Origin of the sequence: Streptomyces peucetius (assembly GCF_025854275.1) — a bacterium.
In the GTDB taxonomy this organism is placed as follows: domain Bacteria; phylum Actinomycetota; class Actinomycetes; order Streptomycetales; family Streptomycetaceae; genus Streptomyces; species Streptomyces peucetius_A.
Map to the genome: position 1 here is coordinate 7,817,010 of NZ_CP107567.1, position 20,704 is coordinate 7,837,713.

The 20,704-nt window shown below is 69.8% G+C and carries 14 protein-coding genes and 4 pseudogenes; 11 read left to right on the plus strand and 7 right to left on the minus strand.

All coding sequences use genetic code 11. The annotated features are described in order from the left end of the window. Window positions 1-169: 169 nt before the first annotated feature. The 4 genes from OGH68_RS35320 (at window position 170) to OGH68_RS35335 (ending at window position 5,834) form a co-directional block, all read left to right on the plus strand. The gene (locus tag OGH68_RS35320) at window positions 170-2,191 is read left to right on the plus strand and encodes a hypothetical protein (RefSeq protein ID WP_264249663.1); all 2,022 of its coding nucleotides are present in this window, start codon (window positions 170-172) and stop codon (window positions 2,189-2,191) included. After that, on the plus strand, window positions 2,188-3,729 hold the full coding sequence (locus OGH68_RS35325; RefSeq protein ID WP_264249664.1) for an ABC transporter substrate-binding protein: 1,542 nt from the start codon (window positions 2,188-2,190) through the stop codon (window positions 3,727-3,729). Before OGH68_RS35320 ends, OGH68_RS35325 begins: the two co-directional genes overlap by 4 nt. Window positions 3,730-3,841: 112 nt before the next feature. Continuing rightward, window positions 3,842-5,242, plus strand: a complete 1,401-nt coding sequence (lpdA, locus tag OGH68_RS35330; protein WP_264249665.1) for a dihydrolipoyl dehydrogenase — start codon at window positions 3,842-3,844, stop codon at window positions 5,240-5,242. Window positions 5,243-5,375: 133 nt separating this feature from the next. Beyond that, entirely contained in the window at window positions 5,376-5,834 is a 459-nt protein-coding gene (locus OGH68_RS35335; protein ID WP_264249666.1) for a MarR family winged helix-turn-helix transcriptional regulator, read from the plus strand. 16 nt (window positions 5,835-5,850) lie between these two features. Here OGH68_RS35335 and OGH68_RS35340 read toward each other — a convergent pair. Next, window positions 5,851-6,068 (minus strand): annotated as a pseudogene (locus OGH68_RS35340) (IS5/IS1182 family transposase); the annotation flags it as partial. A gap of 96 nt (window positions 6,069-6,164) precedes the next feature. Further along, complete coding sequence (locus OGH68_RS35345; protein ID WP_264249668.1) at window positions 6,165-6,689, minus strand: hypothetical protein; 525 nt, start codon at window positions 6,687-6,689, stop codon at window positions 6,165-6,167. A 354-nt stretch (window positions 6,690-7,043) separates the two neighbouring features. Between OGH68_RS35345 and OGH68_RS35350 the strand changes: the two genes are divergently transcribed. Then, entirely contained in the window at window positions 7,044-8,780 is a 1,737-nt protein-coding gene (locus OGH68_RS35350; protein WP_264249669.1) for an alpha-glucosidase, read from the plus strand. Window positions 8,781-8,792: 12 nt separating this feature from the next. On the opposite strand, the pseudogene OGH68_RS35355 reads toward OGH68_RS35350, so the two are convergent. Continuing rightward, window positions 8,793-9,563, minus strand: a pseudogene (locus OGH68_RS35355) (SAM-dependent methyltransferase). A gap of 177 nt (window positions 9,564-9,740) precedes the next feature. Here OGH68_RS35355 and OGH68_RS35360 point away from each other — a divergent pair. Together OGH68_RS35360 and OGH68_RS35365 are read left to right on the plus strand one after the other, a co-directional pair. Then, complete coding sequence (locus OGH68_RS35360; RefSeq protein WP_264249670.1) at window positions 9,741-10,151, plus strand: VOC family protein; 411 nt, start codon at window positions 9,741-9,743, stop codon at window positions 10,149-10,151. 162 nt (window positions 10,152-10,313) lie between these two features. Next, window positions 10,314-10,592: pseudogene (locus OGH68_RS35365) on the plus strand (hypothetical protein); the annotation flags it as partial. 122 nt (window positions 10,593-10,714) lie between these two features. Here the strand turns inward: OGH68_RS35365 and OGH68_RS35370 are convergent. Together OGH68_RS35370 and OGH68_RS35375 are read right to left on the minus strand one after the other, a co-directional pair. Next, entirely contained in the window at window positions 10,715-12,067 is a 1,353-nt protein-coding gene (locus tag OGH68_RS35370) for a jacalin-like lectin (protein ID WP_264249671.1), read from the minus strand. Between the two features lie 150 nt (window positions 12,068-12,217). Then, entirely contained in the window at window positions 12,218-13,324 is a 1,107-nt protein-coding gene (locus OGH68_RS35375; RefSeq protein ID WP_264249672.1) for an endo-1,4-beta-xylanase, read from the minus strand. 345 nt (window positions 13,325-13,669) lie between these two features. On the opposite strand from OGH68_RS35375, the gene OGH68_RS35380 reads away from it, so the two are divergent. Next, complete coding sequence (locus tag OGH68_RS35380) at window positions 13,670-14,623, plus strand: GNAT family N-acetyltransferase (protein WP_264249673.1); 954 nt, start codon at window positions 13,670-13,672, stop codon at window positions 14,621-14,623. Window positions 14,624-14,907: 284 nt separating this feature from the next. After that, window positions 14,908-15,234 carry a hypothetical protein gene (locus OGH68_RS35385; protein ID WP_264249674.1) on the plus strand — a complete coding sequence of 109 codons (327 nt, stop codon included), beginning with the start codon at window positions 14,908-14,910 and terminating at the stop codon, window positions 15,232-15,234. Window positions 15,235-15,472: 238 nt separating this feature from the next. Here the strand turns inward: OGH68_RS35385 and OGH68_RS35390 are convergent, their stop codons facing one another. Beyond that, window positions 15,473-15,682, minus strand: a complete 210-nt coding sequence (locus OGH68_RS35390) for a hypothetical protein (protein WP_264249675.1) — start codon at window positions 15,680-15,682, stop codon at window positions 15,473-15,475. A gap of 185 nt (window positions 15,683-15,867) precedes the next feature. Between OGH68_RS35390 and OGH68_RS35395 the strand changes: the two genes are divergently transcribed. Both OGH68_RS35395 and OGH68_RS35400 read left to right on the plus strand, forming a co-directional pair. After that, window positions 15,868-17,412, plus strand: coding sequence for a fused MFS/spermidine synthase (locus OGH68_RS35395; RefSeq protein WP_413471073.1), 1,545 nt, complete (start codon window positions 15,868-15,870; stop codon window positions 17,410-17,412). A 294-nt stretch (window positions 17,413-17,706) separates the two neighbouring features. Beyond that, a pseudogene (locus OGH68_RS35400) lies at window positions 17,707-17,874 on the plus strand (transposase); the annotation flags it as partial. A gap of 156 nt (window positions 17,875-18,030) precedes the next feature. On the opposite strand, the gene OGH68_RS35405 reads toward OGH68_RS35400, so the two are convergent. After that, a complete protein-coding gene (locus OGH68_RS35405) occupies window positions 18,031-20,493 on the minus strand; it encodes a SpoIIE family protein phosphatase (protein WP_264249677.1) in 2,463 nt (820 codons plus the stop codon). Between the last annotated feature and the right edge of the window lie 211 nt (window positions 20,494-20,704).

The window sequence follows — 20,704 nt, forward strand, 5'->3', positions numbered from 1 at the left end:
TCCGCTACGGGCCCTCCACGGGCATGCGCCGGGCGCCGGCATGCGGCCGGCCGGCGGACTCCTCGTTCCGCAACCCTCTGCCAAGCAGGCCCGTGTCGGGTAAGTTCCCTCTGTGCACGGCGAGTTGATCTCATGTTGCACGGCCGGCAGGGGGAGGCGGGGGAGCGCCATGGGCGGGAGACTGTACGGTCAGCAGGCGCTGCAGGAGAGCTTCGTCCCCCGGCTGGTGGGACTGCACCACAAGCACGGGCACCACGTCCCCTTCGCGTATCCCAAGGGCGCGCCGGTGGTGCGGATCGTCGGCGGACGCGGGAGCGGCAAGACCGCGCTGCTGGGGGCCGTCCACGACGCGTACAACGGGCGGGTGCCGCTCGCGCGGCTCGACCTCGGTGCTCCCGGATTCGGCGAGCCCGGCGTCGCCGACGGCGGCGACGACGTCCCGAACGCCTCCCGCATCACCCACCTGCTGTATCTCCTCGCCTACAAACTGGGCCTCGACGTACGCCACTTCGGCAGGCCGATGGCCTTTCCGCGGCTGTCGCTCGGCCTCCTCGTCGTCACCGCCTGGCGCCCTCTGAACAACGACGGGACCGGTGAACGGAACCGCGGCAGGCCCGGTGACCGGGCCGATGTGCGGCCGCCCGACCTGCGCCGGGCCGAGGCCGATCTGCGCACCCTCATCACTGCCGAGGACCCCGACGTACGCCGCCGCAGGGAGAGCCTCGGTCGCTGGTTCGACGTCGTCACCGACAACCTCCCGCAGGTCCTGTCCGCCGTCCCCGGCCTGGACACGATCGCCGGGATCGTCCTCGACACCGCCCGGGCGCAGCTCGTCAAGAGCGAACCGGACAAGGGCGCGCTCGCCTGGTGGGGCGGACGGCTGCACCGCTCCCAGGGCTACCAGGGCGACTCGCTGCAACGGCTCTTCCAGTTCGTCCGCGGCTTCCGCAGGCTCGACGACCGCAGACGCACCGCCGAGGAACATCTCGTCGCCGCCCTCCTCGACGACATCGACGCCAATTACGGCACACTGCGCAGGCTCAACAAGAAGCCCCGGCCGCTGCTGCTCCTCGACAACGCCCACGCCGACGTCGGACCCGCCTTCCTCGACCTGCTCGACGCCGGACACGGCGCCCCGGGCAGGGACCCGACGCGTCCCGTGACCCTGGCCACCCTGCTCGGCAGGGGCCACCGGCACCCACCGCTGAGCGACGTCGGCGGCGACGCCGTACCCCGGGCGCGGCCCCTGGTGCTGCGTATCCCCGAGATCGAGCCGGCCCACATCGCGGAGATGCTCAGCCCCGTCGACTACCCCGAGCATCTGCCCCGCGTCGTCGCCCGCTACAGCGGCGGCCGCGCGGCGAGCGCCCGTGTCCTCGCGGACGCGGCCGTGCACCGCGTCCAGGAAGCGGGCACCGTACGCAGCGGCGAGCTCCTCGACGAGGCCGTACCCGCGCTCCTCGCCAAACTGCTGCCGGACACCGTGATGCGGGAGCGCCTGGTGCTGCTGTCCGCCGCGGCCGACGCGGGCACCCGGCGCGGGCTGTGGACCTTCGCCCACCCCGAGGACCACTCCGAGGACATGGTCGCCGCGCGAGTCCGTGAGGCGGACGAGTACCGCAAGCGCTCCTGCCTCGACGGCGACCGTGCCCTCGATCTGCTGCTCCGGCACCGGCTGGCCACCGTCACCACCCACGACCGCTGGCGCGACACCCAACTGCGGCTGCGCTCCCTGTGCGACCCGCGCGGCGACACGTATCTGCACCACACGCTCGCCCTGGGCCGGGTCGAGGAGGTGGTGTGCGTCCTGCACCACCGGTACACCGTCGCCCCGCCCGCCGAGTGGCTGACCGCCCTCAACCAGATCTGCGCCGCCCCCCACCCACGCGACGGCTACGAGCCCCCGGCGGGGAGCCCCACCCTCTCGTGCACGGCCTGCGGCAGCGACGTCCCCGGCCCCCACCACGAGGCCGTGGCCTCCCTGGTGCCCCTGCTGTGGCGGCTGTCCGACCCGCTCACCCTCGCCCCTCGCGAGGACGAACTGACCACCGTCCGCATCGCGCTGGAGACGCTGTACGGCAACAAGGCCGCGCACGCCGCCTACCGCGAGGCGTCAGCCGCCTGGCCGGCCCGTCTGCGGGCCGGAGCACAGGCGCCAGACCTGCCCGTCCAGGAAGGTTCCGCGTCATGACGTCGTTCATCGCACGACTGCCCGGCGGACCGCTCACCAAGGCGGCCGCCCTCGTTGTCGCCCTGGCCGTCCTCGGCGCCGCCGTGTGGACCGGCGTCGTCCTCTTCGGGCCGGATCCGGCCTGCGGAAAGGGCGTCGAGGAACGCGGCCCCGAAGGCGCCGGGGAATGCACCGGCGTCACCGACGGCAGCTACGTCTTCGCCGCCAACCTCAAGGAGGTCAGCGCACGCATCAAGGCCGAGAACGAGCGCATCGAGGACGAACCGCACGTCTCCGTCGCCGTCATGCTGCCGATGGCACCCGCCCAGGGCTTCGAACAGCAGAAGACCCTCCACGAGGTGCAGGGCGCCTACCTCGCGCAGTACCGCGCCAACCACGACTCCAACAGCAAGAAGCCGGCGATACGGCTCCTGCTCGCCAACCCCGGCCGCAACCACGACCACTGGAAACCCGTCGCCGAACAGCTCGGCGCCATGTCCGAGTCCACGGCCGACAACCTCCGCGCCGTGATCGGCTTCGACGTCTCCACCGCCACCACCCAGGCCGCCATCGGCTATCTCACCCGGGAGCGCGGCATTCCCGTCGTCGGCGGCCCCATCACCGCCGACGACTCGGGCAACAGCCCCGAGAGGCCCGACGCCTATCCGGGCCTCGCCCGGGTCGTGCCCACCACGACCGACCAGGCCAAGGCCCTGTCCCACTTCAACAAGGGCATCGACCCCAAGCACACCCTGGTCGTCGAGGACATCCGCACCGGCGACAACTACGTCGACGCGCTCAAACGTGCCTTCGCCGAACGGACCCTCGGATCGCCCCGCGCACCCGAGCAGTACCGCGCGCCCGAGGACTTCCACGAGGAAGGCACCACGGCCAACGCCTTCGACCAGATGGTCGACACCATCTGCACCTCGGCAGCCAAGGTCATCTACTTCGCCGGACGCCCCGTCCAGCTGCGGCAGTTCGTCAACGAACTGGGCAACCGGGGCTGCACCGAGAAGAAGTACACCGTCATCACCGGGTCCGGCGCCTCCACCCTCTCCTCGGACAAGCTCCTCGACTGGGACACCTTCCGCAAGGGCGTGACGCTCCAGTACGCCGCCGTCGCCCACCCCGACGCCTGGACCGGACTCGACGCGCCCGCCACCGGCGGTTCGGCCGCCGCCTACCGCACCCTGGCCGAGCTGGCGACCGGCAAAGAGGTCGGAGACATCGGCCCGGTGGAGCTTACCGACTCGCGAACCATCACCTTCTACGACGCCGGCCTCACCGCCGTCACCGCCATCCGCATGCGCGACGACAGCGACCCGGTCATTCCCACCCTCAGCCGCATCAGCGACGCGTGGCTGCGGCTGCACGGCATGGGCAAGGTCGACGGCGCGAGCGGCTGGATCTGCCTGGACAACTACGGCAACCCCTACAACAAGGCGGTCTCCGTGGTCGAACTCGCGCCCGACGCACCCGGCCGCATCCGCTTCGTCGGCCTCGCCTGGCCGACCGGCCGGCCCACACCCGCGGACTGCACCGCGAGCCGCACCTGACCCGGCACGGCGGCCGAACGCCCTGAGCGGCGCCGGTCCACCCGGTGGATTCCCACTGACGCCGCACGGCGATGCGCCGCTCGCGACGCAGGCACGCCCCTATTGTGCCGGTATGAGTGCACCCTTCGATGTCGTGGTTCTCGGGGCCGGTCCTGGTGGCTACACGGCGGCGGTCCGCTGCGCCCAGCTCGGAATGTCGGTCGCGGTGGTGGAGGAGCGCTACTGGGGCGGTGTGTGCCTCAACGTGGGGTGCATTCCCTCGAAGGCACTGCTGCGCAATGCCGAGTTGGCCCATCTGTTCACCCATGAGGCGCAGACCTTCGGGATCCGCGTCGAGGGCCGGGTCGGCTTCGACTACCGGGAAGCGTTCCTGCGCAGCCGGAAGGTGGCCGAGGGGCGCGTCCGCGGCGTCCACTACCTGATGAAGAAGAACGGCATCACCGAGATCGAAGGGACGGGCGTCTTCACCGACGCGCACACGATGGGGGTCCGGGCCTCCGACGGCACGGAACAGAGCATCAGTTTCGATCACTGCATCCTCGCCACCGGAGCGACGACGAGGCTCCTGCCCGGCACGAGCCTGAGCGAGCGCGTCGTGACGTACGAGGAGCAGATCCTCACCGACCGGCTGCCGGAGAGCATCGTCGTCGCCGGCGCGGGCGCCATCGGTGTCGAGTTCGCGTACGTACTGCACAACTACGGCGTGCAGGTGACGCTGGTGGAGTTCATGGACCGCGTCGTGCCGCTGGAGGACGAGGACGTCTCCGCCGAGCTGGCCCGCCGGTACCGCAAGCTGGGCGTCAACGTGCTGACGTCCACCCGCGTCGAGGCGATCAACGACTCGGGCCCGCAGGTCTGCGTGCATGTGACGACGGGCGGACAGCGCCAGGTCCTCGAAGCCGACAAGGTGCTGCAGGCCATCGGCTTCCAGCCGCGCGTGACCGGCTACGGTCTGGAGACCACCGGGGTACGCCTGACCGACCGCGGCGCGGTCGACGTCGACGGACGCTGCCGTACGAACGTCCCGCACATCTTCGCGATCGGCGACGTCACGGCACGGCTCATGCTCGCGCACGCGGCCGAGGCCATGGGGATGGTCGCCGCCGAGACCATCGCGGACGCGGAGACGATGGAGCTCGACTACGTCATGATCCCGCGCGCCACCTACTGCCAGCCGCAGATCGCCAGCTTCGGCTGGACCGAGGCCCAGGCGCGTGAACGCGGCTTCGACGTCCTGGTGCAGAAGTTCCCCTTCACCGCCAACGGAAAGGCCCACGGCCTCGGCGATCCCTCGGGCTTCGTGAAGATCCTCAGCGACCGTCGGCACGGGGAGCTGCTGGGCGCCCACCTCATCGGCCCGGAGGTCACCGAACTGCTGCCGGAGCTGACCCTGGCCCAGCAGTGGGACCTGACGATGCACGAAGTGGCCCGCAACGTGCATGCGCATCCCACGCTCGGCGAGGCGGTCAAGGAGGCGGTCCACGGGCTGGCCGGGCACATGATCAACATGTAGTGCCTGCGAAGGGAGCAGGCCTCGGTCTCGCGCTGCCGGAATCCGGTGCCGGAACGCACTTGATCTCGAGTTGGGTTGAGGTTCTACGGTCGGTCCTGTCGAACCATATCGAGCAGAGACAGAGGAACCGGCCATGGAGTATTCGCACAGCGACGCCGAACTGATCCAGCAGCCCATCGGCTACTGGAGTTGGGCGGCCTACAAGGCCGTCGTCACCCGGACCCGGACGGCTCTCGCCGGGATCGGCATCACCCAGCCGCAGTGGTGGGTGCTCGCCCAGGTCGCACGCGCCGACACCGTCAAGACCCGCGACGAGGTGTCCCGACTCCTGGAGAACTACCTCGACGCGGGCCCGGAAACCATGGACGCGGAGATCGACACGACCATCACCCGCGGCTGGATCACCGAGGACCCCGAGCACCGCCTGCACATCACGGCCGAGGGCAGGGCGTTCTACGACAGGGCCGCGGCCCTCCAGGCCGATCTGTGGGCGGAACGGCACACGGACATCTCCGACGAGGAGTACGTGACCACGCTCAAGGTGCTGCAGCGTTTCATCCACAACACAGGCGGAAGCGCCTGGCACCACTAGGCCGTTTTCGTTTGGATCACCGGGCAGACCAGAGGAAAATCCCCGCGATGTGGAGTCCGGCCAGATGGATGGTCGCGGACTTCTCGTAGCGGGTGGCGGTGCCTCGCCACTGCTTCAAGCGGTTGATGCAGCATTCGACGGTGTTGCGCTGCTTGTACGCCTCGCGGTCGAAGGCCGGCGCCTGCCGCCTCGGCTTCCGCGCCGCAGGCGGTGGCCGCGTTGATCGGCCGGCTCTACCACTGCCCCCAGCACGGCCGTCGCTTCTGCGAGGCTGCGGCCTTCCCCACGCCGTCCCCGGCGGTCGGGCAAGTGGCCCTGAACGCGGAAAACTCACAGGAGTCCGGCGACCTGCCGAAGCTCCGCTCGATCGTCGGGGCTGATCATTTCCTCCGCCGGCATCGCCACCACATTCGCGTGTTCCACAAACACGGCCCGGCACTGTTCACGCTCGGGATGATCACTGTCGCTGCCGAACCATCGCACCATGGCCTCGCTGCTGGGGTCGATCGGTTCAGAGAACCCAGCGACCGCGACCAGAAGATCGAGCAGGTCGGACCGCGCAGGAACCCGCGAGTCGCTTGCAAGGCGAAAGAGGAACGGCAGCACCGCCGGCATGGCGGCGTTCATCTCGGCGACGCTGTTGAGAATGGAGTTGGTGAGCACTCGCTTCGCTTCGGACGCGGCGGCCTGATCGAGAAGACCGTGCAGGAGCACCGGGATCGCGGCCGGGCACTCCGGGAAATCGGACCAGCGGACATCCTCACACCCGTGGAGAGCAGGATGGCCGCGGCCGGCACCAGGTGCCCGGGGGTACTGGCCGAGAAAGCGAGCGATCGCCGTCTCCTTGGCGGCCACATCGATCCTGCACACCCGTCTGTCCCCGTACTGCCGTCATAGGCCCCAAGCCCCGCGTCAGCCGCACTCTTGCGCGACCGGAGATCCGAGCGCAAGCCCGGACAGCGGACCGACGGTGTTCGACTCCCCAGGTGCCCACAGCAGCCCGGCTCGACGAGTTGGGCGCCTGAGGTTTCTGCCGGGAGATGTGCGCGCGCTTCGAGCAGGCCGAGCCGCATCCGCCGTTCACGCCGACTTCCACACCGGACACCAGGACACCGCAGCCCTTGGATGGCAGCGTGTACCACGCGACGATGGTGTCGCGTCCGGCGTCACAGCATCCGAGTAATCCAGCTATCACGACGAGGTTCCGACGTGCCCGTGAACGAAGCCGGCCCCGCCGACTCCTGGTGGAGCAGGGCCGTGGTCTATCAGATCTATCCGCGCAGCTTCGCCGACTCCGACGCGGACGGCGTCGGGGATCTGCCGGGCGTCATCGAGCGCCTCGACCATCTCTCCCGGCTCGGTGTCGACGTCCTGTGGCTCTCGCCCGTCTACCCGTCGCCGCACGACGACAACGGCTACGACATCAGTGACTACCAGGACATCGATCCCCTCTTCGGAACGCTGGCCGACTTCGACCGCCTGTTGGCCGCGGTCCACGAGCGCGGCATGAAGCTCGTCATGGATCTCGTGGTCAACCACACCTCCGACGAGCACCCATGGTTCACCGCCTCCCGTGACGGCGGGCCCCAGGGGCACAAGCGGGACTGGTACATCTGGCGCCCCGCCCGCGAAGGCATGGAACCGGGCGCGCCCGGTGCGGAGCCCAACAACTGGGGATCGTTCTTCTCCGGCCCCGCATGGACCTACGACGAGACGAGCGGCGAGTACTACCTGCACCTGTTCTCCCGTAAACAGCCCGATCTCAACTGGGAGAATCCCGAGGTCCGGAAGGCCGTCCACGCCATGATGAGCTGGTGGCTGGACCGCAGGGTCGACGGCTTCCGCATGGACGTCATCAACCTCATCTCCAAGGCCCCCGGCCTGCCCGACGGAGTCGTCCACGAGGGCAGCCGCCACGGCGACGGAAGCCCGTACTACATCTGCGGCCCCCGGATCCACGAGTACCTGGCAGAGATGCACCGCGAGGTCTTCGAGGGCCACCCGCGCCGACTGCTGACCGTCGGCGAGATGCCCGGGGTCACCGTCGAGGAGGCCGGACTCTTCACCGACCCCGCGCGCCGTGAACTCGACATGGTCTTCCAGTTCGAGCACGTCGGTCTCGACCAGGGCCCCGGGGGGAAGTTCGACGTCCGGCCGCTGCGGCTGACCGACCTCAAGGCCAGTCTCGGCCGTTGGCAGGCCGGCCTCGGGGACACCGGCTGGAACAGCCTGTACTGGAACAACCACGACCAGCCCCGCGTGGTCTCCCGCTTCGGCGACGACTCACCGGCCTACCGCGACCGCTCCGCCAAACTGCTGGCCACCGTCCTGCACCTCCACCGCGGAACGCCCTACGTCTACCAGGGCGAGGAACTGGGGATGGCCAACGTCCCCTTCGCCTCCATCGAGGACTTCCGCGACATCGAGACCCTCAACCACCACCGCGAGCAGATCGCCGCCGGCATCGACGAGGAACGGATCCTGACCGGCCTGCGCCACCGCAGCCGCGACAACGCCCGCACCCCCATGCAGTGGGACGCCACCCGGCACGCCGGCTTCACCACGGGCGTCCCGTGGATCGCGGTCAACCCCGACCACACCACCGTCAACGCCGAGGCCCAGCTCGCCGACCCGGACTCCGTCTTCCACCACTACCGCCGCCTCATCGCGCTGCGGCACACCGAACCCGCCATCACCCACGGCGACTTCCACATGCTCCACCCCGACCACGAGCAGCTCTACGCCTTCACCCGCCACGACCCGGCATCGGGCACCGAACTGCTCACCCTGGCCAACTTCGGCGCGGCCGAGCTCAGCGTCACGCTGCCCGAAGGCTGGGAACACAGCGAGACACTCATCGCCAACGTGCCCGCCACGACGCCCCTGGCGCCAACGCACACCCTGCGGCCGTGGGAAGCCCGCGTGCACCGCCGCCACACCCGCTGACCACCCGGCCCGTCAGGGCCGGGGCGGCCGGCCGGTTCCGTTCAGTGGGACGTCGGACGTCGGGCGCAGGACTAGGCAGACGAAGCCGAAGGCGTCCCGGTACACGCGCATCCATTCGCTGCGGTGGGTCGTGGCTGCCGCCAGTGCCTGTGCGCTGTCCGGGTCGTCCGGGTGGTTCAAGGCCCAGGAGGCCAGCGACCCCGTCCAGGCCCATTCGTAGGCGTCGAGCTCCCCGCGTGTGCTGATGTGCCCGTCGACGGGTGTCCAGCCGTCAGCGAGGACGCGGTCCATGGTGGTCGGCAGGTCGGTGAGGTCCCGAGCATGTCAACGGCGCCGGGAGCGGGCTCGCACGCCCAGAATCCGTCGCCGACGAGGACGCGCCCGCCGGGAGTCAGATGCCTGCGTGCCGCCGCGAGGGTGGCACCCAGGCCGCCGAAGGCATGCGTGGCCCCGACGCTGATCACCAGGTCGAACGCGTGTGGGGCGGCGAACTCCGCGGCATCCTCGTGGTGGAGGACGAGACGCTCCTGAAGACCACGGAGGCGCGCCGTCCGACGGGCATGCGCCAGCGCCCTCGGAGATGTCCACCCCCTCGGCCCGCGACCGCGGGTGGGTGGCCAGAGCACGCAGGAGCCACTCTCCGCCGCCGCAGCCGAGGTCGAGTACGCGCGCGTCGGCGCGCGGGACGCCGCGTTCCAGCAGTCGGCGCACCGAGTCGTCGTCGAGCGGGGCGGCAATCGGATGATCCGCATGTGCCAGCCGGGAGATCTGTTCACGGTCCACCGGCGGAGCCTGACACGGCCAGCGCCTGCACACACCTGCTTTAAGGCGCCGAGCCGGCGCCGACCCGGCCTCCGGCGGTCCGCACGCCGGCCGGAAGGCCGGCGTGCGGCAAACCGCCGGCCAGTTCGATCAGGAATCGAGAAGCGCGGTCACCGGGCCGCACCTAGCATGATCACCATGGACATCACCATTCACACGAGCGTCCTCCCGCACGACGACCCCGACGCGTCCCTGGCCTTCTACCGCGACGCGCTCGGCTTCGAGGTCCGCAGCGACGTCGGACAGGGCAGGATGCGCTGGATCACCGTCGGTCCCGTTGGTCAGCCCGACACCTCCATCCTCCTGGCGCCGCCTGCCGCCGACCCCGGGGTCACCGAGGACGAGCGCCGCACCATCGCCGAGATGATGGCCAAGGGCACCTACGGCTGGATCCTGCTGGCCACCCGGGACCTCGACGGCACCTTCGAGAAGGTGCAGGCCCGCGACGCGGAGGTCGTCCAGGAGCCGACCGAACAGCCGTACGGCATCCGCGACTGCGCCTTCCGCGATCCCGCGGGCAACCTGATCCGCATCCAGGAACTTCGCTGATCCGTCCGTCGCCGATCAGACCGTCACGGCCAACTGTGCCTCGGCTCTACGGGTGTTGCAGACCGGACGGCTCAACGGTCCCAACTTGCTGTGTGTCCGTTGCGGCAGCGAGGCCGGCATCGAGATCTCCGACTGCTGGACCCGGCTGTCGCGCTCAGCAGTTTCGGCACCCATGACGCCAGGTACCTGCCGGAGCGCCCGATGTCGATCAACTTCATCCAGTGGCTGATCGACCTGGCGGGCCAGACCAGCACCACGCCGCGGTCGTACGATCAGCAGGTCGACTACGTCCTGCACGTCAAGGACCAGGTCCTCAGCCCGGCCCCGGTCCAGGTGAAGATCACCGGCTACCGCTCGGCGGGCACGGCCTTCGAGGACACCGTGCCCACAGCGGGAGCGTCGGCGGCGAAGGCCGGGGAGACGGCTTCCGCCCACCGCTGATCCGGGGACTTCTCCGCCACTACGGCGGGGCGGACCCCGGCTGGGATCCGCCCCGTACCGTCCGGACCATTTGGTGACGCCCTCGGCGGGGGCCACCGCACCTGCTCACCCAGTCAAGGGGATCAAGCTCGGCCGACCGGCGCGTACAGCAGGCCGAGCTTGTCGATCTCGTCACCCGAGCGGCCCGTGAAGCCGACGATCCGCCAGCCGGCCGGGGCCGTGTGCGTCACGGCGTCCGCGGCGGGCGAACCGGCCGTCACCGTACGGGACTTGTCCGTGGTGAAGGCAGCCGAGAAGATCCGCGTCCGGCCGTCCTTCTGGCCGCGGGTGAGCTTCACCGAGGTGAGGTGTTCGTCGGCCGCGAGGCTGAGGGACGTGGCCGTGCCGCCCGTCCCGCCATGGGTCAGGGACGTACCTCCGTCGTGGGCCAGCGACACGGCGTCCAGGCGGGCCCCGCCGCGCAGAGTGAGCGTGCGGGGCGACACCGTGGCCGGGAGGTCGCCCGCGTCGTTGAAGGCCGTGCCGTGCGGGCCGCCGAAGAAGTCGCCGGCGCGGAGGTCCTCGGGCAGCTTCCAGGAGAAGTCGACCGTGTGCGGGAAGTGGTCGGAGAGGTTGCCGCCGGCCGGGTCCAGGAACTTCGCCCACTCGTTGTCGTAGCGGGTGGCGGTGAGGTTCAGCAGCTTGCTGCCGCGGTAGAGGACCTTGTCCACCACCTCGCAGTCGTTCGTCGGGGCAGTCTCGGGGCAGACCAGCGCGTCGCCGCCCTGCGCGGGGGCGCTGCCGCCGCGGACCAGGTCGACCCATGGGTCGGTCAGGCCGTTCTCGTTCACGAGCGTGCGGATGTTGTCGCCCGCGCGGGTGTAGCGGGTGTTCGTGTCTCCCATGACGATCACCGCGTTGCCCGCCGAGTTCGCCTGGATGAAGTCGGAGAGCTGGTGGATGTTGGCGCGGCGGGCGGCCAGTGCGTCGTCGGTCGCGTCGGCGTTGGTGTGGACGTTGTAGAGGTCCACGAAGACACCCTCGGCCAGCCGGACCCGGCTCAGTGAGAACCCTTTGGGAGTCAGGCAGTTGGTGCCGGTGCAGTGGTTCCACCTCACCCGCTGGAAGTCCTCGAAGGAATGGTCCGAGAGGGTGTTGAGGCCGTCCCCGAAGGGAACCCCGCCGCTGGTCGCGGTGCGGTGCGGGTGGTCGTCGCCCGCGTACAGCGCCGCGTGGTAGTTGAAGTCCTCCTGCACGTTGACGATGTCGTACGCCCCCAGGCGCGAGGAGATCAACGGGGTGTTCCTCTCCGGATTGCCGGAGCTGAGCCCCTCCGGGAGGCCCGCGACGTTGTACGTGAGGACGTTGAACGTGCCGGACGACGGGGCGGCGGCCGTCGCGGGTGGTGCCGTGGTCGCGGCCGAGGCGGTGGCCGTGGCGGCGAGCCCGGCCACGGTCAGCGCGCCCGCCACGAGCGTACCGGTGATTCTTCTCATGGGGGTGTCTCCAGACGACGGAGGGAGGGGAAGACCAACGGGGCACAGGCTCGGTACCGGACGGTCACCGATCCCCAGCTGCGGCCCGGCCGTTGGTCGGTGGGGGTGGACCAGCGGGCGGACAGCTCCGACTTCCCGAGTCTCGGGGCGTCAGGCCCACGGGTCGAGCCCCTTCGACAGGCCGGTGTAGGCAGGCTTCGCCGCATAGCTCCCGTTGTACGGGAGGGCCGCGCCGTAGCCGTTGAACGTGCCGGGGATCCAGGAGTACTTGTCGGTGACGCCCCACACGGTGACGCCTGCGCAGCGGGGGACGCCCAGGCAGTTCTCGGAGGCCGTCTTGTAGTCGGCGGACTGCTGATCGAGTTCGGCGGAGGACGCGGGCAGCGGGATACGGACGTCGAGTTCCGTGACCGAGACCTCCAGTCCCAGGTCCGAGAAGCGCTTGAGGTTCGCCTTCATCGAGGACGGCACTTGGCCGACCACGAAGTGCGACTGGAAGCCGATGCCGTCCAACGGCACGCCTTGGGCGAGGAGTTGCCTGGCGAGGTCGTACAGGCCGTCGCTCTTCGCGTTGTCCGCCTCGATGTTGTAGTCGTTGATGTAGAGCTTGGCGCTCGGATCGGCCGCGTGCGCCCAGCGCAGGGCATTGGCGATGTGACCGGTGCCGAGCTTCTCCTGCCACAGCGAATTGCGACGCATCGTGCCGTTCTCGTCGAACGCCTCGTTGACGACGTCCCAGGCGTAGACCCTGCCCTTGTAGCGGCCGACGGTCGTGTCGATGTGCTTCTTGAGGATCGTGTTCAGCTCGGAAGCGGAGAAGTTCCCGTTCTTCAGCCAGGACGGCAGCTGCGAGTGCCAGACCAGCGTGTGGCCGCGTACGCCCTGGTTGTGGGCGGCGGCACGGTCGACGAGGCGGTCGGCGGCCGCCCAGTCGTAGCTGCCCCGGTTCGGCTCCAGGGCGTCCCACTTCATCGCGTTCTCGGCGGTGAGCGAGTTGAACTCCCGGTCCAGCACGGTGGTGTACGCGGACTCGTTCCGCAGCGGGCCGTCGGCGACCGCTGCGCCGATCTTCGTGCCGCGTGCGTCCGCGTAGCCGCGCAGGGTGGTGGCCGCCTGCGCGTCGGGCGTGAACTGGGGGAGGGCCACGACGGCGGACGCCAGCAGCGCGCCCGCCGCCACGAGCGGCAGGGGCCGCAGGGCACGGCGACGGTGACGTCCGGTATCTGAAGGCGGCACGGCAGCCGCTGAGTTCGGCACGGCAACTCCTCGCGAAGCGGAGGTGGGGGTGAGCTCGGGGTGCAGTCGCCCTCAAGTGGCCGCGGGCAGAGGAAAGGTTGCCGCCGGTAAGGGCCTGACTCGTACCGCCTCGCCCGGCACCCTGGACCGGGGTTGAGGCCGAGGTCGGCTCGTGCCCCAGCAGGCCGGGACGCACGCCGGTGAATGTTCACCGTCGGCCGTCGTGATCGAGAAACATGGTTGCGGCAGTCATGGGCTTCGCCGCCACGACGATGCCGCTTCGCGCGTTGCGCTGTCGACTGCCGCGATCGGCGGCCCCGGAAAACGGTTCGACGGCTCTGCGAAGGCCTGACACAGTGGCGCACTGTGCCGGACCTCGAGCTTGTGACCGCAGCGGACGTGCAGCTCATGCAGCGTCTGGCGCAGCGCGTCACCGCCACCCGCCCGGACCTGGTGAACGGTGACGCGACGTTCGGCGAGCTGGCCTGGAACTGGGGCAAGGGACACGCCGCCCACGGCGCAAGCTGGCGGCGTCGGCTGTGGTTCTCCGGCGGGGACCTGGTGGCGTGGGGCTGGGCCAGTCTTCCGCACCGGGTGAGGCGGAGCGACGGGTCGGTGAAGGACGTCACCGGTGCCTATCTGGCGTATCAGGTCCATCCCGACCACGCCGGGCTGGTCGACGAGGTGATCGACTGGTACGACGGCACGGCGGCGGACATCGAGCGCACGGTGATGCCGAGCGCCGCCGATGCGTTCGCCCTAAAGCGATGGGCGGCGCACGGCTATGAGACCGACCCCGCCTCGCTCGGCGACGACGGGTCCTGGACCCAGCTCAACGAGCGGGACCTCACCGACGTGGAACAGCCGGTCCTGCCGGACGGATTCCGGTTCCGTACCGCCGACGAAGCCGGGCCGGAGGCCGCGGTCCGGGCCCATCTGGACGCCTGGGGCCCCTCGCCGTACACGGCCGAGGGCTATCAGGGCGTCCAGCAGACGGCCGGGTACCGCGGCGATCTGCACATCCTGGTGGAGTCGCCGGACGGGACGATGGCGTCCTCGACGATCATGTGGCTCGACGAAGCGAACAGGACCGCCGAGTTCGAGCCCGTAGGGACGCATCGGGACTACCGTCGTCTGGGGCTGGGAAGGGCGATGCTGCTGCACGGGATGCATCTGGCGCGGGCGGCCGGGGCCACTCATGCGACGGTCGCCTGCCTGGGCGCGCCGGGCCACCCCCAGGCGCGCGGGCTGTACTACAGCGTCGGGTTCCGGGAGCTGACGCGGGACGCGCCGCTCATCAAGACCAGGACCGCGGGCTGAGGACCGGTCGTTCGGGGGCTCGCTCCCGTTGCCGCCGGTCAATGCCGTCGCCGCCTCGACGAAATGCACCGCCGACGCGGCGCACCAGGCGGTGCTCGCGGACGCCGGGCGACCCGCTCGGCGATGAGCAGTGCGGGCTGGTTCACCGTCTGTTCCTCGGCCCACGCGTCTGACCGACGAGGCCTCTCACGAAACGTTCCACGAGGCGGTTCGTGTCACTCGGGCCTCAGGCGACCGGCCCGGAAAGCGCCGGCCTGCGGGCTCGGGGCGTGTGATTGTTCCCCATGGGCAACTCCTCGGCTTTCGCAGTTCTGCAGACCACCGACCCGGCAGAGGCGTACGCGTGCGGCGTGCGACTGCGGGCGGTGATGCGGTCCTGCGAGACCGAGGAGGGTCATGCGGGGCGGGTGCACACGCTGACCGGGCCGGAGGCGGTCACGGCGGTCGCGCAGACGGCGCAGCTCGCCGAGCTGCTGGGACGTCCGCTGCGTTGTGAGGAACTCGACCAGGGGCAGGCCCGTGCGGTGCTGGGTGAGCGCTATCCACAGGAGATCGTCGAGGTGCTGTTCGAGCGGGCGGAGCGGTTGCGTGAGGGAGGGAAGGCGAGGTGACGGGGGTGGTGGCCGCTGAGCTGGGCCGGCCGGTCCGGTCCTTCCGCGTGTGGGCCCAGGACCATCTGAGCGCTTTCGAAGGCCGCTGACCCCGTCCGCCTGTCCGCCCGCTCCGTGGACCCGCTCCGTGGACATGCCGCAGCGGCCGTGCGACCGGTCAGGGGCCGTGTGGGCCCGGCCGGCATGCGGAAGGCTGCCGGCGCCCCTGAACGCACAGGCCGAAGCGGAAGCCAGGTCTTCAGCGGGTGAACGGGTGCTTGCAGGCGGCGCGTTGGGCGGCGATCGACTTGTTGCCGTGTTTCTGCGCCGTGGTGAAGGGCTTGGCGCGGGCGGCCTTGAAGCCGGTGGTGATCACTGGGTTGCCCGGGTTGTCGCCCGGGAGGGTGAAGTCGAGGTCGGCGATGGCACCGGGTCCGCCCTCGTGGAGATGGCCGGAGAGGGGTTTCATCTCAGCGATCGCCACTCTCCAGGTGGCCGGTCAACTCACGGCCACGTAGCGGAATATGAGCGAAACGGAGTTCCGGGAGATCCAGCAGAAGCATGCGGCAGGCCGTACGCAGCTGTAGCGCGCCGTCGCCTCAGGCCGGTCTGCTCGGGAACGACCGACCTCGCCTCGATGAGGCGCATGCAAGGATGTCGCCCGTGACCAGATCGTCTTCCTCGCCTGCCGACGGGGGCACGCCTCGCAACTACGGCCTGGGTTCCCGTGCCGCTGCCGTGCTTGTCTTCGGGTCCTCGGCCGCAGTCCTGGTGGTGGAGATCGTCGCTTTGCGGCTGCTGGCTCCTTACCTCGGGCTCACCCTCGAGACCAGCACCATGGTGATCGGCATCGCCCTCACCGCGATCGCCCTCGGCTCCTGGCTGGGTGGGCGCATCGCCGACCAGGTCAATCCACGTCGGCTCGTGGGTCCCTCGCTCGGGGTATCTGGAGCGGTCGTGGCGTTCACCCCTGCCGTGCTGCGTACCACGGCGGAGTGGGCACCGGCGATGCTCTTGTTGATTGCGTCGCTGACCATCCTCGTGCCGGGCGCGCTGCTCTCTGCGGTGACGCCGATCGTGACCAAGTTGCGTCTCACCAGCCTCGCCGAGACCGGGACGGTTGTCGGCCGCCTGTCCGGCGTCGGCACCGTCGGTGCCATCGCCGGCACCGTGCTCACCGGCTTCGTTCTCGTGTCACGGTTGCCGGTCAGCGGCATACTGATGGGCCTGGGAACACTGCTGGTGGTCGGTTCGGCGCTCGTCGAGTGGCGAACGCGCGGGTGGAGCAGCACTCCTGTCCTGACACTCGTGGTCGTTGCCGGCGGCCTCGCCACCATGGTCGCGCCCGGTGGCTGCGACACGGAGACCAAGTACCACTGTGTACGGGTCGTCGCGGACCCCGACCGGGGCAGCGGCCGCACGCTCGTCCTGGACGGCTTGCGGCATTCCTATGTCGACATCGAGGATCCGACCTTCCTGCAGTTCACGTATGTCCGTGCCATGGCGTCGGTGGTCGAGGCCGTCTTTCCGGAGGGTGAGCCACTTGCTGTCTACCACCTTGGTGGTGGTGGGCTCACGTTTCCCCGTTATCTGGCGGCGACGCGGCCCGGGACGCGCAGTCTTGTGTCCGAGATCGACAGCGAAGTCGTGCGTGTCGGTCGCGACCGGCTCGGTCTCGGGTCAGTAGCCGGTATCGAGGTACGTACCGAGGATGGCAGGCTCGGCCTGCGGCGACTGGCCGCGGGTAGTCGTGACCTTGTCGTCGGTGATGCTTTCGGGGGCGTGAGTGTGCCGTGGCATCTCACTACGGTGGAAGCGATGGCTGACATGCGGCGGGTGCTCGACGAGGACGGCGTGTACGTTGCCAACCTGATCGATCACGGTGGTCTGGCTTTCGCGCGTGCCGAAGTGGCCACTCTCGGCGAGACCTTCGAGCACGTCGCCCTTGTCGGCGAGCCCACCGATATCGGCCTCGTCCCGGCTGCCGCCCCCGGGGGCGGCAATATGGTGGTGCTCGCGTCCAACCGGTCGGTCGACCTGCGCGCGGTCCAGGAAGCGCTGGACGCCCGGCAGACCGGCTGGAAGATCACCACCGGTGACGACCTCGTTTCCTGGACCGGCGATGCCGAACTGCTCACCGACGACTACGCACCCGTCGACCAACTCCTCCAGCCCTACGACCTGCGGGGCGGCCGGTGACATGACACACGGCCGAGCCCTGCCGCGCACCTGTCGGCTGAGACGGGGCCGGGCCGGCAGGCTGCATTCGCGGCCGTCAATGCTGTCCGGGCGCCCGGTGAGGCCGATTCCACCTCGTGCGGACCGGGGAGGCTGCCGTTCTCCAGCGCCGGCGACCTCGGAACCGGCCCCATCCCACCGCACGTGAAACGCAGGGTCCACAGGTAAGACCGTGTCCCACATGGTCAGCTGGCAGTTGGGCTGGTCATGGGGCGGGGTGCGTGGAGTCGGATTGTTCCGGATGGGCTGTAAGAGATCGCGGAGCCGTTGATCCCGCCTTCGAAGGTGCGGCCGCAGGGTGGCGGGACGCAGGACACGCCTGGTGAGACGGTGTTCGCGGTGATCGTCTACGTGCTGGTCAGTGGTTGTGCCTGGCGGGCGTTGCCGCCGTGTTTCGGTCAAGCTGTTTCGCCGTCCGCAGCTTCGTGAGCAGGGCGGGGTGGAGCCGTCGTGCCCTCCGACAAGGTCGGCTTCCGCTTCCACCCGCTGCCGTGGTTCCTCGCCGACACCGGCGACGTCATGTCGGGGCGGCTGCGGCCCGGGAACGCCGGTGGCAACACCGCGAGCGACCCGCGTTCTTCACGGGATCTCCTGTTCAGCCCAGATGATCTTTCCGCCCGCCGTGTACCGGGCGCCCCAGCGATGGGCGAGCTGGGCCACCAGGAAGAGGCCCCGGCCGCCTTCGTCCGTACTCCGGGCATGCCTCAGCCGCGGAGCGGTGCTGCTCCCGTCGGCGACCTCGCAGGACAGGCGCGTGTCGCGGAGGAGTCGTAGGCGTATGGGTGGTTCGGCGTAGCGAATCGCGTTGGTGACCAGCTCACTCACGATGAGTTCCGTGGTCATGGCCAGTTCCCCGAAACCCCAGGCTTCCATCTGGTGAGTCGCCCGGGCTCGGACATCGGCGACGGCGGCCGGGTCCACGGGAACGTCCCACGAGACGACGTGGTCGGCACCCAGGGCGTGCGTGCGCGTCAGGAGGAGGGCGATGTCGTCGGGTTGAGGCACGGGCACGAGCTGCTGCACCGCGGACGTGCACAGGCTGCCGAGGTCGGAGTCCGGCTGGGCCAGCACGTTGCCGAGCCGGTTCATGCCCTTCTCCATGTCGCGGTCGACTCCCCCGATGAGGCCGTCGGTGTAGAGACCGAGCAGGCTGTTCTCGGCGAGCTCGATCTCGGTCGCCTCGAACGCCATCGCGCCCAGCCCGAGCGGAGGGCCGGCGGGGGGTTCCGGGAACGAGACGTGCCCGTCGGGTGCGACGACGACAGGGGGCGGATGTCCGGCCCGGGCCATCGTGCAGCGCCTGGAGACCGGATCGTAGACGGCGTACAGGCAGGTCGCTCCGAGGAAAGCGGTCGAACTCCGGTTGGCCGCCTCGTCGTCGGTCTTCTCCTCGCTCAACCGGAGCACGAGATCGTCGAGATGGGCCAGGAGTTCGTCGGGAGGCATCTCCATGTCCGCGAGGGTCTGCACCGCGGTGCGTAGTCGGCCCATCGTCGCCGCCGCGGTGATGCCGTGACCCACCACATCGCCGACGACGAGGGCCACACGAGCGCCGGACAGCGGGATCACGTCGAACCAGTCGCCGCCGACCCCGCCGGTCGGGTCCGCCGGCAGGTACGAGGAGGCCACCTCCAGCGCCGTTCCTCCCGTCAGTGCATGGGGCAGCAGACTGCGCTGAAGAGTGACCGCTGCCGTGTGTTCCCTGGTGTAGCGGCGGGCGTTGTCGACGCACAGCGCCGCTCGTGCCACCAGCTCCCGTGCCAGCAAGACGTCGTCCGGCTGGAACGAGAGGGTATTGAGCGACCGTACGAACGTGGTGAGTCCCAGGGCGGTGTTCCGCGCCCGCATCGGCACGGAAATGAGGGAGTGCAGTCCGAACTCGCGGATGCTTGCCGCCCTCTCAGGCTGTTCGGCGACCCACAAGTCGTCGGAGGGGTCGAGGACCGGGATGAGGATCGGGTCGCCGTTGATGAGCAGATCCACGCCGTGCGGCGGGGGGAGGAAGTCCACCCTCTCCCCGATCCGTGCCAGAGCCTCCGGGCAGCCCTCTCGCACCGAGCTCATTCCGGCGCGGCGCATCACCGGCTTGGCGGGGGCCGGCCCCGCATCGGTCAGCCACGCTCCGTGCCCCTCGGTGCTGAGGACGGGCTCCAGGAGATCGACGATGACGAAGTCCGCGAAGCGGGGGACGGCGAAGTCGGCGAGTTCCTGAGCCGTCCGCATCACGTCGAGAGTCCTGCCGATCCTGGTCCCCGCTTCGTTGACCAGCGACAGAAGCCGGCGGGCGTTCCACCGCTCGGTGACGTCCGAGACCATGTAGCCGACGCCCGTGACGGAGTTGTCGGCGTCCAACAGGGGAAAGAAGGACGAGGAGTAGGCATGTTGGCGGTGTGGATCGGCCCAACTCCACCCCGCGTACTCGTAGTCGGTCACCGGGACGCCGGTCGCCAGCACCTTGCGCATGAGTCCCTCGATGGTGTCCGCCTGCAGCCCGGGCAACAGGTCGCTCAGCCGACGCCCCAGCCGCTGCTCTCGGGGCACACCGCCGAAGCGTTCCAGGGTGTCGTTCAGCCACACGTAGCGCAGGTCCAGATCCATCACCGCCATGCCGACCGGCGAGCGGCTCAGGAAACCGTCGAGGACGGACCGGCCCACCGTCCAGTGCTGCTTCCGCTCCCGTGCCGAGATCAGGAAGCATTCGTCCGGGCCGACACGGAAGGACGCGGAGACGCGCAGGTCGACGTCGATGCTGCTGCCGTCGCGGTGTCGTACGGGGATGAGACCGCTCCACCCCATGCCGCCGCGGCATCTCTCCGCGATGCCGGCCACCCGCGCCGGGTCCGTGGGCATCGCCAGCAGACGCGTGGCCGAGCCGCCGACGACCTCTCGTGCCGGGCAGCCGAGGAGTTCTTCGGCGCCCCGGGTCCAGCCGACCACGACGCCGTCCGCGGACACCACCGCGGCCGCGTCGGTGGACGCGTCGAAGCGATAGAGCGGTCCCGCAGGCGTGGGCCCATCGGAACCGGTTCGCGCAGAAGCCATGGGTCCCATCCTCTACACGACCATGTTCCTGCTACTCCGCCCGATGTGCACGGTGCGGCGAGGGGGGCGGGCCGACCGCGGCCTTCCGCACACGAGCACCGCGGACTGGGCAAGGCGCCGGGCCGGAGGCAGCATGGAAGTGCCGGTAGTCGGTAACCCGAGCGTGCGGTGATGTCGACGCGGGTCGGCACGGTCTGCCGGCTGGTGGAGG

Bases quoted from the DNA above. Each gene is read 5' to 3' on its own strand.
- OGH68_RS35320 (WP_264249663.1), top strand. From the start codon at position 170: ATGGGCGGGAGACTGTACGGTCAGCAGGCGCTGCAGGAGAGCTTCGTC.
- OGH68_RS35325 (WP_264249664.1), top strand. From the start codon at position 2,188: ATGACGTCGTTCATCGCACGACTGCCCGGCGGACCGCTCACCAAGGCG.
- lpdA (WP_264249665.1), top strand. From the start codon at position 3,842: ATGAGTGCACCCTTCGATGTCGTGGTTCTCGGGGCCGGTCCTGGTGGC.
- OGH68_RS35335 (WP_264249666.1), top strand. From the start codon at position 5,376: ATGGAGTATTCGCACAGCGACGCCGAACTGATCCAGCAGCCCATCGGC.
- OGH68_RS35360 (WP_264249670.1), top strand. From the start codon at position 9,741: ATGGACATCACCATTCACACGAGCGTCCTCCCGCACGACGACCCCGAC.
- OGH68_RS35370 (WP_264249671.1), bottom strand. From the start codon at position 12,067: ATGAGAAGAATCACCGGTACGCTCGTGGCGGGCGCGCTGACCGTGGCC.
- OGH68_RS35385 (WP_264249674.1), top strand. From the start codon at position 14,908: ATGGGCAACTCCTCGGCTTTCGCAGTTCTGCAGACCACCGACCCGGCA.
- OGH68_RS35390 (WP_264249675.1), bottom strand. From the start codon at position 15,682: ATGAAACCCCTCTCCGGCCATCTCCACGAGGGCGGACCCGGTGCCATC.
- OGH68_RS35395 (WP_413471073.1), top strand. From the start codon at position 15,868: ATGTCGCCCGTGACCAGATCGTCTTCCTCGCCTGCCGACGGGGGCACG.
- OGH68_RS35405 (WP_264249677.1), bottom strand. From the start codon at position 20,493: ATGGCTTCTGCGCGAACCGGTTCCGATGGGCCCACGCCTGCGGGACCG.